Here is a 14,244-nt window from a genome sequence, read left to right on the forward strand (position 1 = left end):
TCACTCCATGTAGGCTGGAATCCCTCATACATCGTCAATCGAGCAGTCATTTTAAGGCATTCCTTTATAAATCCAGTCAAATTTAGCATATTATCCAATAAAAATAACTTTTTCAGAAACAGAAATTATTTAATCAGACGTGCATCATGTATCTATTGAACAACGGCCATGGATTGACCAAAACGAACGACGCTCTCGGCCTTCAATGCTTTATCCCATAAAACATCTTCACCATTGGCAAACAACATCACGACTGTTGAACCCAATTTAAAATAACCCATCTCTTCACCTTGGGCATAAGATTTTTTGATATCAATTTGCGAGTAATCAAAATGTTGTATTTTCTTGCTGCGCTGAATCACTCCATGCCAACTGGTTCCAATAGCGCCAACAATAGTAGCACCCACCATAACCATAGCCATAGGCCCTGCCTTGGTATTAAAAAAGATAGCCAGTCGTTCGTTTCTGGCAAATAATTTCGGAACTACTCTGGCCGTTGTTGGCTGAACTGAAAATAATGCTCCGGGAATATAGGTCATGGAAGTGAGTTCTGCATCAATGGGCATGTGCACTCGATGATAATCTTTCGGTGATAGATAGATTGTAGCAAATTGCCCCTGGGCAAATTCTTTGGCGGTATCGTTGTTGCAAGCCAAAAGCTCTTGAACTGAATAATAACGTCCTTTGGCCTGAATCAGTGTTCCCTGATCAATTGCGCCTATTTCGCTGATACACCCATCAACAGGCGAGACAATATCCGCTGCCGCCATGGGCCTGCATTCTGGCTTTAAATGACGGATAAAAAACTCATTAAAACAGGAGTATGCGGTCGGATCTTCAATAAGCGCTTCACTCATATTGACTTGATATTTTTTTACAAAACGCTGAATTATATAATTTTTTATTGGAACATGCCGTACATTGGCCAAAACACCTGCGAAGCAAGTAAGTCCTTGTTTAGGAATAATATATTGAGGAACCGTTTTTAATAAATCAAAAGACATACACCTTACCCACAGATCTTGGAGAGATTCAATAATAACCTAAAGAAGAGCTGCTTGTCACAAAAACAACCCTTCTCATCACGGCTGTCCCATTAAAAATATGACGTCTTTCCGAGCGTAGCGAGGAATCTCCTGCAAATTGGCACAATCTGAATTAATGCATTAATTATCATTACCTTTTAAACTCTTTTTTTTACAAGGAATTTAATGATGTCATCAGAAGATGTACCTGGATTTTTATATCATTTCGACTGATATGATTTTAATGGCCGCATTTTAATGCGATCGTGCAACCTTGCAGGAGATTCCTCGCTACGCTCGGAAAGACGTCATATTTTTAATGGGACAGCCGTGCCCTTCTCATCCTGAAGAATCGATAAACAGTATTAATCTCCAGCGCTATCCCATTCATATAACTAATGCAGTGGGATCTGCTTTGATATCCTGTTTATGAGAAGGTTCAACAGAGTACTCTTTGAGACAAGCAAATATATGAGTCCTATGCTCCCTCAAATCATATTGATTAATTAATTTACACCCTGGATCATTCTGCATCTCAACGCTTTTAGTAATATCCACTTTTAGTTGGGCAATTAATCGATCAAATAGTGCTGTTTTCATAGTTGATGAATCAGCTCCATTGATAAAAGTCAAAGCAACAGCCCTTGCGTGCCCATAACTTGAGCAATACCCTTTAACTTCTTTTCTTCTGGATTCTGGCCCCCAAAATTTAATCTTGCTTAATCCCGCTTCATATTCTCTTATAGCTTCTTCTACTATATCGTTGAATCGATCGTCGGGTAATTTATCTACCCAATCGTATAGCGTACTGTAAAATAAGCGAATTCCTTCTGGATGATATAGATGAGTAAATCGATTTTCAAATTTTGCAAAATTAACCGCAGCTTTAGTGAATAATGGTATGTCATTATCAAAGGAGCCGTTTCTAACGGCATTATTGATACTAGGCAAAGGCAGCGGCGGAGCCTGTAGCATGATTGGAGTAAGATATTGAATTAGATATTTATTTAATGCCCCGGTTTCTTCTCTACCAGAACTTAAAATATACGCCAGACGATTATCCCCGCTTTGGTTCATACTTGCGGCCAAAAATTCTTTAACCGGCCCTGATCTGTGACGATAAGACAGGCTTTCGAGGGTTGGGGTATAATATCTATCTATAATTTCGGTTATGTACAAAGTAAGTTCTTCGGGTTTGATCGTATTGGCCCAATCAAACAAGGCGATGTTGTATTTTTTAATCACTTCCTCATGAGTATGAGGTAGCAATTCTTTTTCTGCTGTAGATCTAATGGAATCTTTCATCATTTCATCAGTAGTTATCAAATGAAGTTGGAAATTGGCATGCTCTGCCAAGTGCTTTAATTGAATCGCTATAGGATTAAATTCTGCTGCATAAGAACTGGTGTGAAATAGTTTTTGTCTTAAAGCCAGGTTATAGGACTGGTGTAACTCATTTAAACTGTTACAAAAAGCCAGGTTGTCTTCCTCTGTCAAATCGTGCCGTTCTTTACAATAATAGGTTTTGACGATGTTGTATAATCCCTGATAAAAACCAACCAGCATCAGGATGCCTTCACGAAAATGGCTTTCTTTATCAACGCTAATCATAGGCTCAATGGCATCAATAGATAATTGAGGCATGGAGCCAAATAATTCCCAAGCAGTCGTTAAGCTGTCATCTGAAGTATTTTTACCTTCGACTTCTACGATTTCTGGCTGAACAACGCATACTTTATCAAGAAGTCTTTTAGTCAAATTAAAGGTATTGTGTAATAGATCCTTCACAGTAAGAGCATAAGCATCACGCCATATTTGATGATAACGGTGTTGTAATTCATTTATATCATACTTCAGACTTGCATCATCTTTTTTGTATAAGGTCTCATTTTGAATGCTCATCCAATCAACAATACCTTTAAATATAGAAGGTTTACTGTATAGCGTAGAATGGGTTGAATCGAGAGCAACACCATTTCCGTTATTTTCACATCCCATATAAAAGACAACGACCCGATATAAATTATCATAATGCTTTTGATAAATGTTCATCATGAAATCAACAAAAGACATGACGTTTGTCTGGCTATTACATAATTCAGGGAACTCGGTCTCGTACTGAATACGAAGGTTCACGTCTGTTGCGTCTAATGAAGTATAATTAACCGTCATGTCACCAAAAAGGTCTATTAAACGTTTGCGCACCATTTCAGGTTGATAGGTCAATAAAGCTTTCATTGCTGCAACAAATTTTTGCTCATGGGCGCGTGGTTCATGAGCCAATTGCTCAAATTGAGTGGGATCTGCAAATTTTTTAGGAAGGACACTCTGAAGTATTTGTGAGGGAACCGCGCTTGGTAGAGTTTCCTGGCCGGGATGCCTAAAAGTCGGCCAATGATAGGGTTTAGAATCCTTAACCTTCGGGAACGTTTCCCAATCTCGAACAGTGAGATCGATTCTCTTCTTGGGGACACCAATTATTGGCCTTGGCTCTTTCATGTAAATGGTGAACCAATAAAAAAACATGTCAAAATCAAGATCCGCAGATTCATTATCTACGAACCCCATTTGATGTGCATGTGTATCATCATCATCAAGAAACCATCGACCAAAAAGAATCTCCATGATATACTTTTCAATTAAAGTTTTTGTGCTGGGAATGACTTCTTCTTTTAAAGCGAGATCAATTGGGACAGGTTCATCAGCAAAATTAAAACTCTTAAATCCTTTGATGCCTATGGATAAGGTACCCACCAATTTATCGTTTTCATCAAAAACCAAACGCTCTTCGGCTGAGTTTTTTCCTTGAAATAGTCGTTTAAAAAATGAGGCAGCAACACTGATTTTAGCCAGCAATTCAGGATAATTATTTTTCGGCTCCAGTCTTTTATAAAAAGCTAGCTTTTCTATGCCGTCTTCAATGAAGGTAACACGAGTAATTACATGGGAGCCATCTTTAACAGCAGATCCAGCTGTTAACTCTTTTAAGTTGCTCTCCCTAAGCGCTTTCTTAGGTAACCCCATATATCAAATCCTTGAATGCTAGTCCATCATCTTATGCATCATATTAAGCAGAAATAATCAAGAAGTTCAAGAGTATTTTTAATACAAAATATTAATTTATGGTTTTTAAACGCCAGATTTAAGGTAACTTGTTCATTTAATATAAAAAAATATGGCTTAAAAAGGGGGTAATTGAGTCTGGCTTGGTCTAATCGATGAAAATAGTGGGGCAGATTCGAATCATTACCCCACTCACTTGATTTACTTTAATTTAGGAATTTCCGAATCAGGGCACTCAATAAGCGATTGGACTTCCTTATCAAGAGTTCGTAGTTTTTCACCCGACGTGGTTTGATTAAAAAACCAGTAATTTCCTGTATTTCGTTCTTTAATATCATTGGCTACGCCCAAAGTAAGCGTCGTGATCACAATATTCGCAATAATCACCAAAATTTTGTGTAACCAGGACTTCATTTCAGGATCAACTATATCCAGAACCTTTTTTTCTGCCTGTTTTATTTTTGATGTTATATCCGTGCCTGGCTGTGTAATTCCTTCAAAGGCAATACTGTAAAGAGCTCTTCTATAATCTTCATCAGCTCGTTGCCACCTACTCACTTTATCTCTATCCGTTGACGACTTTCTCAGCCGCTCATGAACTCCTTTACATTGTTCTTCAACCTGGAATATTACATTTCGAAAACGAAGACCATTCAACGACTCTGCTTCACTGGCTAGTGCTATCACCTCATTAGTAAACCGAAGATCCTGCATTTGTTTCACGCAAATAAACCGTTTGTGCAGCTGCAACGCAATTGAATACAAATTCTTGTCTGTAATTTCAAGCAGTGCTTTGCCTTGACTCACAACCCCCTTTTGCACCCCTTTGTAAAGTATGTTAACAAGCGTTTTTCTTTGCTCAATATCTGCAATTTGGGACAATTCCGGCAAAAATATGCGCAGTATTTGTCCTTGATTATTTTTCTTTAATACCCAGCTGTATTCTTCAGATGAAGTAATTCCCGCTTGTTTTAATACACTGAACGAACTACTAAGATCATGCAACTCTTCTAAACTCAGCTTGGTTAATACGGATTTATTTAAACCGTACTGTTCAAATTCATCGATAAAATGATGCAAGATGGATTTTTGCATATGAATTAAGGGATTAAGGACATGCTTTCTCAGATCTTTTATGCTTATGATTCTTTTTGACTGATCCAGGGCAACCAAAGTCGTAGCTAACATGGGGTATTGTTGTGTTGCCTGAACTATCTCCATAAGCTCCTGGAGTGACAATTTCCCTTTAGCCCAGAAGATTAAGCATAGTTTTCTGCAGTCGCTCTCTGTTAAACTGTTTATATAACTTAATTGCTCTAATTTATTTGGATCATTATATAAGTCTGGAGCATCCTGAGCGATTCCCAACTCGAGCAACACCTTAAAAGCACGATAATAAGCTTCTTTTGATAAGATTAATTGCACTAATTCCAAATCATACTCTTTTGCTCGCAATTCGGGCAATAATTTGATTTGTTGTGGATCCCACATCAAAGCGCCCATATCTTTAATAAATTCATGATCACGAAGCAGATCCTGGTTTCTTTTGAGGCTTTTTTCCTCATAGAACACCACGATCATCTGTAATAAGTTTTTATTCAATCGATAATCATCTGTCAATTGAACTGATTCAAGCTCCTTTTGTAATCCATCTTTTTTATGCAGTAAATCCCTCATCATATTGGGTGAAATGAACAAGTTATATGCCAAGATCCGTTCACGAACACCATTGGGTTTTAAATGAGTATCATTCGATTTATCAAACTGTATGTAAGTGGATAGGGCATCAACACATGGAGCACCAAGATCAATTTCTCCAGTTTCCGCCTTAATTACATTCTTTAGTTGATATTGAATAAATGGATAATTAATTGGATCCAGTAATGATTCAAGCTCATCGTCTGCTTGAGAAACTCTAAGAACGGTTTCCTCTGGTTTAAGGTAAGGTTTTAAATCAACACCAGACAACAGAGTAACGACTCGCTCCTCAGGAGCCAAGTGCGTGTTATTCATTAATCCCAAAAACCATTGAGATGGGTTATCTTTCCTATAAATTAATGTCAACCCACAAGGTTCCTGGAGATCGTTAAAATAAGCAAAATCATGGCGTACGAATTGCTTTTCATAATGAGCAAGATTTTCATCAGCTAATTTAAACGGTTGATATGGAGGGCCAAAAATCAGGAATAAATTGGCAGCAGAGATGGTTCCCGGAGCTAAATGAGGCACTTGCCCTGTTGATTCCCACTTACTTATAAATTCACTTGCCTGTTGTTCAGTACCAAGAAATTTAGTTTCAGAAGAAAAAGTATTATCTCTGATCCTTTGCAACCATTCCAAATCAAAAGCTTTAAAGATTTGCTGCGCATTTCCTTGAACCCAATAAACCATGCTCAATACTCTCAAAACTACAAATTGTGAATATTATAACCAATTTTATACCAAAATAGTGTTTTTTTTTGAAATATATCTCTATACATGATCAAAAACCTGTCATGCACAGAGATAAAAATCAGGAGTCCCCCTAAACTAGGTCTTATGCATGGGGCAAACTACACCCACTTCAGCAAATGCATCAATTACCGGGCTTTTATCCAGTTTTCTATCTAAAGCAGCCTGAATGACACCACAGGCAGCAAAATCATAATAAGCAATTGGCGACCAATAATTCATGTTCGCATCAACCATGATCTGAAATGCTTTTTGGATAGACCAACCCGGTTTATGAGCTAGCAAATAAAATGCCTTATTAAATACCCCACTCGTCATATGAACATCCAAAGCATCCGTATATTGTGCCGCATGTCCTATAGACCTGCCGTCTTTAGTTGGATCATCCATATAACGCAATGGTTGACCTCCTATTACTGCTTCACGCCCAATAGTCCAGTCTTCACCATCCCAGTACCATGGATAATCTTGCCTTAAGTAATCTTGAAGGGCTATGGCAGCCATATCTGAAAATGATTCGTTAATGCCACCCGATTGTCCTTCATAAAATAATCCTGAATTGATGGCAGTAAAATTATGCGACAATTCGTGACCTATTACCGATTGAGCAGGAGCAGTTAAGTATTCATCTCCGTTACCAATAACAATTTGCTGATGAGCCACAATTAATCCATCAAGACTGATGGTTGGAATCGCAAATGCATTATCCATATCACCAAGATGGGTGTATGCACGTAATGGCAAATCATCACCAATTGGTTTTTTAACGCCATACTGCTTTTCATACATGTCCAATGTCTGTTGAGCAAAATACATGGTGTCATTCACGGGTGAAAAAGCATAATTGACAGGTCCTGTTGTGCCATCTGCATAGTTTAAATAGAAATTGCTTTCATCGCAGGCATATGAAAAGACTGGGATATTAAGCATTGATTCAGCAAAGGTTGTAATTGGAAATACATCGTAACCCAGAGCCAGATTTTCCAGGTTCATCACTTTTAAGGAATCATTTTCAACGCTGCACATACCATCCTTGACCGATACATCAAATTTGCCCAAAGAGGGTAATCCTGGCAACGCATTCCCATGCTGAAACATACCGCCACGATAAGGAAGAGGAAATGCGTTTCCACCCAGACCTTGACCAATACGTTCATGACGAACTTCATCCCACTGTTTTAATATCTTGGCTGTATTCGCATCAATTAAATAGTTAGGTGCTTTGATGTGTTTTTCTTCACTGTTGCTGTAATAAGATAAATGATAAGCGAGATGCGCTTTGTTATCCGAATCAATAAAGATAACCTTGTTCATTTTTTTAAATTTTACCGGATGACTTACTGCTCCCAAAATTGCTTGCTCAATTTCTTTCGCTGAAAATGCACCCTTGATACTGCTAATGTCTTTTTCAATTCCAGTCACATTTATTCCAGTTACTGTATCCTTGCTACCTTGTTTTGAATGATAAATGACTTGATAGCCCCAGACAGGAATGCCCTTATACATCAACTGATATCGAGCATGATTGGCGCTGGCTTTTGCTTCGTCGCTTAGCTTGAGTTTATAGTCACTTTGCTGAACAGCCACTGAGTTGATAACTCCCTGTTTAAAGGAATGCTTTTGTTCAAACTGAGGCAACGATTTATTTGAATCACCCCAGACCATATTTTGTGAGACAGCATGGGCCGATGAGGCTACTGTTGAAATGACTAATAATGAAGCAATCCGTTTTTTCATAATATCATCCTGATTTTTTATCGAAATTCCATCCTGCTATAAATTCGTAACAAAAACAATCAAAACAGTTAATTACAGTTATATTGTTCATTTTTTGCACCATGGATTAGGCTTTATGTGCATCTGAATTGATTGGTTTATTTATGCTTTTATTGATACAATTCAGCTAATTATGAATAAATTTTGCTTATATCAGCGCCTCTGGACTCCTTATGCAATATGATATCTCCTGAGGCCACAACGATGCCCACATTTGGATATACTTCACTCCATTCAAGTTGACTAAGTACTGTAAGTCATCGTTGTTTTGCCGTTAAAATGCGCCACTAGAGAGGAACTAATGAACTACAACATTATTGGGGCGGGTCGTTTAGGCAAGAACCTGGCCATGGCATTATCCACTTCCCGAATGCTCGTCCTTGATTCAGTATACAATCGTACGTTTAAATCAGCGCAACAAGCCTGTAGTGACCTTGGAATGGGCAACGCGGTTGAATCATTAAATCAACTACCCCAAGCTGATGTAACCTGGATCACATGCAGTGATGATTCAATTGAAACCATAGTGACTCAATTAATACAAGATTCTGTTCTAAAGCCCAACAGTTTTGTAATTCATTGCAGTGGTGCATTAAATTCAGAGTTGCTTAAACCACTCAAAATGGCTGGATGCTCTATAGCCAGTTTTCACCCGCTCAAAGCGTTTAAAACAGGATACCTGGATTCTATGGCCTTCAATCAAATCGACTGTGTTGTTGAAGGCGACCCCGAAGTTTGCGAATGGTTAAATGGTATTTTTAGTTCTTTAGCTGCACGTGTTATACCGATTCAGCCTGAAGCAAAAATAAAATATCATGCTGCTGCAACTATTGCCTCAAACTACTTAATTACTTTAGCCAGTGCCAGCGAAGAATTACTCCTTCAAGCAGGAATACCCCAGTATCAGGCTCGCGCAATGATATGTAACCTGATGCAAGGCAATATTAATAATTTGAGCAACACCACTCCAATCGACGAATCATTAACCGGACCCTTATGCCGTGGAGATACTCAAACACTATCTCTGCACTTGAAGACCATCAATAATCCCATGATTAGAGCGCTTTATAAAACAGCAGGCTTAGCGACCTTATCCCTGACTAAACTATCTCAGGAAAAAACAGACTTCATTAAAGAAATGTTTGAAATTTAGCCAGTGTTTCACGGGAAACAGTGGCTATAAATTAATAATCAATTAAGCCTGTTCTGCTACCGTGACCTGTAAATGAGTCACATTCTGTAGTCCTCGCGGCAAACGATTTCCCCGTCGACCTCGTTCCCCTTTGTAATGTGCTAAATCAGCACCTTTAAGAGTGAAATGACGTTTTCCAGCATGCACCGTTAAAGCATCGTCTTCAGATAATACCTGAAGATCAATAATATATTCTTCTCGTGACACCGATTTGCTTGATGGGATACTAATTAATTTATTACCTTTTCCTCGAGATAACTCTGGCAATTCCTTAATGGAAAAGACAAGCAATCTTCCCACGCTGGTTGCGCAAGCAACAAAAATATCATCCTTATTCGGTAAAAGTCGAGGTGGAACGATACGACTGTTTTGAGAAAGCTTTATACATGCTTTTCCATTGCGATTTTTTACATACAGATCGCTTACTTTAGCAACAAAACCATAACCCGCATCGCTAGCCAATAAAACTCGTTGATCTGGCTCTCCACCAACCAACGCTTCAAAGGTCATGCCTTCAGCAGGATTCAATTTACCAGTGAGCGGCTCACCTTGACCTCTTGCGGAAGGAAGTACATGGCCGGGTAATGAATACACCTTACCTTCGCTATCAAAAAAGATGATTTGCTGATTTGAGCGCGCAGGAGCCTGGGCTTTAAATTCATCACCCGCTTTATAACTCAGATCGGTACCCATCACGTCATGACCTTTTGCTGCTCTAACCCAACCATTTTTTGATAAAACAACCGTAATCGGTTCGTTAGGTAAAATATCTTCTTCTTTTAGAGCTTGTGCATCTTGTCTTACAATAATTGGAGAACGACGTGAATCACCGAATTCATCACGATCTCTGATTATTTCTTGTTTTACTAAAGCCTTCAGAAGAGACTCACTGGCTAAGGTAGCCTGGATAGTATCTCGTTCAGCACTAAGCTCTTCAAGTTCGCCACGCAATTTAATTTCTTCGAGTTTCGCCAAATGACGCAGTTTCATTTCTAAAATTGCTTCAGCCTGCCGCTCACTCAAATTAAATCGGGCGATTAAACCTTGCTTGGGATACTCATGTTCTCGAATGATGGCGATAACTTCATCTATATTTAAATACGCAATTAACAAACCTTCCAAAACATGAATACGCTCTAATACCTTTTCAAGTCGGTACTCCAATCGTCGTCTGACTGTTGTAACACGATATTCCAACCATTCGGTCAGAATTTTTAACAATCCTTTGACACGTGGCTTACCATCCAAACCAATCATATTAAAATTAACTCGATAGCTCCGCTCCAAATCAGTTGTAGCAAATAGATGAGACATTAAAGCGTCAACATCAACTCGATTTGATTTGGGAATAATCACGAGGCGCGTGGGATGTTCGTGATCTGACTCATCGCGTAAATCCTCAACCATCGGTAATTTTTTCTGCTGCATTTGCACAGCAATCTGTTCTATCACTTTGGCGCCAGAAACCTGGTATGGCAAAGCAGTAATAACAATATTCTGCTTTTCCTGATTAAAAATAGCTCGCATTTTAATCGATCCATTTCCTGACTCATACATTGCAGTAATCGCTTCTCGTGGCGTAATGATCTCTGCTTCTGTTGGAAAATCAGGACCTTTTATGTGTTCATTAATTGCGGCTAAATCAGCATCAGGATTGTCTAACAAATGGACACAAGCATTGGCAACTTCTGTTAAGTTATGCGGAAGAATATCTGATGCCATACCAACAGCAATACCTGTAGCACCATTAAGTAAAATATTAGGTAATCTCGCGGGAAGCAATGACGGTTCATGCAACGTTCCATCAAAATTATCCACCCAATCAACAGTACCTTGTAATAATTCACCAAGCAGAACCTCTGCATAGGGTGACAATCTGGCTTCTGTGTACCGCATGGCAGCAAATGATTTGGGATCATCAGGAGAACCCCAGTTTCCTTGGCCATCTACAAATGGATACCGATACGAGAACGGTTGCGCCATCAAAACCATGGCTTCATAACAGGCACTGTCGCCATGAGGATGAAATTTACCTAAAACATCCCCGACAGTTCTTGCCGATTTTTTGTGTTTTGCTGTGGCTTTTAAGCCTAGCTCCGACATGGCATAGACAATTCTTCGTTGAACAGGCTTTAATCCGTCTGCAATATTGGGTAAAGCTCTATCTAGAATCACATACATGGAATAATCAAGATAGGCTTTCTCGGTAAATTCAGTTAGTGGCTTTTGTTCAGTTGTATCATTCATTGTTTTTGTATTCATTGTGGTAGTAATCACTATTTAATCATCGTAGTGCAATAAAGGTAAGTAATGCAAAGCAATTTTAGCAAAATATTCATCATGTTAGAAATATACTCAGCATGTAAGATGTGAATAACTTTATGCTCAATTTATGGTTCAATTTTCAATAAACGTAACTCTTTGATTTTAAACGTTTTTAAAAATCAAAATTCTCCAATTAATTTAATTGCCTGTGGATAACCCTGTGAATTGACCATAGAGTAACGTGTGCAACTCTCTGTATAATACCGCATTTTGCACATTGTTAACTGTATATAACAGGTATCTATCAAATTAGAGGGCAATCAGGCTCGATAATTAACTGGGTAAATCTCGGGCTGTTGGCATTTCATTCTTTTCAGACCCACTTTCCGTGATATGTTTACGGAATCAAGAGTTCTCATGCAAACCAAGAACATAGTGAGCCTGTAAAGATTGAATTGGCTCCCTCTAACAAGTCGCGGGTCCTCGAAACTTGTGTGGCCAACTGACCTTAGAGTATGCGATTGTATTGACCTTAGGAAAATTTAATAGCATCAATAGGATCAACAGGGATTATTGTCATCAGCTGAATCATAAAACGTATAAAAAGAAAAGGTCAGTACCTTGGTACTGACCTTTTATATATTAATTGAAGCTACTTCTATTTAATTTTCTTTCTAACTTTTTGAATCGCACGGATTTGAGCAACAGCGCGAGCTAACTCAGCGGCAGCGACGGAATAATCGATGTCACCACCTTTATTTGCCATTGCTGCTTCAGCCTGAGCTTTTGCAGCTAGAGCTGCTGCTTCATCCAGGTGTTCCGCTCGCTCGGCGACATCAGCAAGAATAGTCACACAATGCGGCTGGACTTCAAGCATTCCACCTTGCACGTAATAGATCTCTTGCTCACCGCCAGGCATGGTTAATCGTATTTCACCAGGTTTTAATACGGTTAGCAAAGGAGCATGACCGGGTGTAACCCCAATTTCGCCTAATTCTCCAGTGGCAACAACCATCTCTACCAAGCCAGAGAATATTTCATGTTCCGCACTAACAATATCCAGATGCGTTGTTATTGTCATATCGGCTTGCCTCATAGAGTTTTCGCTTTCGCAACGGCTTCCTCAATGCTTCCCACCATGTAAAATGCCTGCTCAGGTAAATCGTCATATTCACCAGCAAGAATTCCCTGGAACCCTTTAATCGTATCTTTAAGAGAAACATATTTTCCAGGTGAACCGGTGAAGACTTCCGCCACGAAGAAAGGTTGTGACAAAAATCTTTGGATTTTACGCGCACGAGTTACGACACGCTTATCTTCTTCTGATAACTCATCCATACCCAAAATTGCAATGATGTCTTTTAATTCTTTATAACGTTGCAAAGTCTGTTGTACACGGCGAGCAGTATCATAATGTTCCTGGCCGACGATTAATGGATCCAATTGTCGTGATGTAGAATCCAAAGGATCTACTGCAGGGTAAATTCCAAGCTCGGCAATTTGTCGAGACAATACGACTGTAGCATCCAAGTGAGCAAAAGTGGTTGCAGGAGATGGGTCAGTCAAGTCATCAGCAGGTACATAAACCGCTTGAATTGAAGTAATCGAACCAGTTTTGGTTGAAGTGATACGCTCCTGGAGCATACCCATTTCTTCTGCCAATGTTGGTTGATATCCTACTGCTGAAGGCATACGGCCTAATAATGCAGATACTTCAACCCCAGCCAGGGTATAACGATAGATGTTATCAATAAACAACAGAACATCTCGACCTTCATCACGGAATTTTTCCGCCATGGTCAAACCGGTCAATGCAACGCGTAAACGGTTCCCTGGTGGCTCATTCATCTGACCGTATACCAGAGATACTTTATCCAATACATTGGAATCTTTCATTTCATGATAGAAGTCGTTACCCTCACGAGTACGCTCACCCACACCAGCAAATACAGAATAACCGCTGTGTTCGATAGCAATGTTACGAATTAACTCCATCATATTTACAGTTTTACCCACACCGGCACCACCAAACAAACCGACTTTACCGCCTTTAGCGAAGGGGCATAGCAAGTCAATTACTTTGATACCTGTTTCCAGTAACTCCTGGCTTCCGGCCTGCTCTTCATAACTGGGCGCTTTACGATGAATAGCCCAATGTTCTTCTGCACCGATGGGGCCGGCGTCATCAACTGGACGTCCAAGAACATCCATAATACGACCTAAGGTTTTCTTTCCTACGGGAACCTGGATGGGTTTGCCAGAGTTTTTAGCCTTTAAGCCTCTCTTTAAACCGTCAGTGGTACCCATAGCAATGGTACGCACAACTCCATCACCAAGCTGCTGTTGAACCTCAAATACCAAATCACTATCAACAAGCTCTAATGCATCATTGACTTTAGGGACGCTATCACGGGGAAACTCAACGTCTACCACCGCACCAATCACTTCTACTACAGTTCCTAAGCTCATTAT

General features: G+C 39.4%; 8 protein-coding genes. 1 reads left to right on the forward strand and 7 read right to left on the reverse strand.

The genetic code is table 11. The features are described from left to right. Window positions 1–152 precede the first annotated feature (152 nt). The 4 genes from asd to ELY21_RS00495 form a co-directional block, all read right to left on the reverse strand. Complete coding sequence (asd, locus tag ELY21_RS00480) at window positions 153–1,004, reverse strand: archaetidylserine decarboxylase (protein WP_127105873.1); 852 nt, start codon at window positions 1,002–1,004, stop codon at window positions 153–155. Window positions 1,005–1,412: 408 nt separating this feature from the next. Beyond that, a complete protein-coding gene (locus ELY21_RS00485; RefSeq protein WP_127105875.1) occupies window positions 1,413–4,049 on the reverse strand; it encodes a hypothetical protein in 2,637 nt (878 codons plus the stop codon). A gap of 240 nt (window positions 4,050–4,289) precedes the next feature. Beyond that, the gene (locus tag ELY21_RS00490) at window positions 4,290–6,479 is read right to left on the reverse strand and encodes a hypothetical protein (RefSeq protein ID WP_233588621.1); all 2,190 of its coding nucleotides are present in this window, start codon (window positions 6,477–6,479) and stop codon (window positions 4,290–4,292) included. Window positions 6,480–6,617: 138 nt separating this feature from the next. Further along, the gene (locus tag ELY21_RS00495) at window positions 6,618–8,276 is read right to left on the reverse strand and encodes a M4 family metallopeptidase (protein ID WP_127105877.1); all 1,659 of its coding nucleotides are present in this window, start codon (window positions 8,274–8,276) and stop codon (window positions 6,618–6,620) included. A gap of 307 nt (window positions 8,277–8,583) precedes the next feature. On the opposite strand from ELY21_RS00495, the gene ELY21_RS00500 reads away from it, so the two are divergent. Further along, the gene (locus tag ELY21_RS00500) at window positions 8,584–9,468 is read left to right on the forward strand and encodes a Rossmann-like and DUF2520 domain-containing protein (RefSeq protein ID WP_370272400.1); all 885 of its coding nucleotides are present in this window, start codon (window positions 8,584–8,586) and stop codon (window positions 9,466–9,468) included. Window positions 9,469–9,510: 42 nt separating this feature from the next. Here ELY21_RS00500 and parC read toward each other — a convergent pair whose 3' ends face one another. From parC to atpD, 3 genes are all read right to left on the reverse strand, one after another. Next, the gene (parC, locus tag ELY21_RS00505; protein WP_199741603.1) at window positions 9,511–11,754 is read right to left on the reverse strand and encodes a DNA topoisomerase IV subunit A; all 2,244 of its coding nucleotides are present in this window, start codon (window positions 11,752–11,754) and stop codon (window positions 9,511–9,513) included. Between the two features lie 676 nt (window positions 11,755–12,430). Beyond that, window positions 12,431–12,853: a F0F1 ATP synthase subunit epsilon gene (locus tag ELY21_RS00510; RefSeq protein ID WP_028382910.1), complete on the reverse strand. Its 423-nt coding sequence runs from the start codon at window positions 12,851–12,853 to the stop codon at window positions 12,431–12,433. 11 nt (window positions 12,854–12,864) lie between these two features. Continuing rightward, window positions 12,865–14,241: a F0F1 ATP synthase subunit beta gene (atpD, locus tag ELY21_RS00515; protein WP_028382911.1), complete on the reverse strand. Its 1,377-nt coding sequence runs from the start codon at window positions 14,239–14,241 to the stop codon at window positions 12,865–12,867. Between the last annotated feature and the right edge of the window lie 3 nt (window positions 14,242–14,244).

The sequence above is a fragment of the Legionella sp. km535 genome, from assembly GCF_003990085.1.
Lineage (GTDB): Bacteria > Pseudomonadota > Gammaproteobacteria > Legionellales > Legionellaceae > Legionella > Legionella moravica.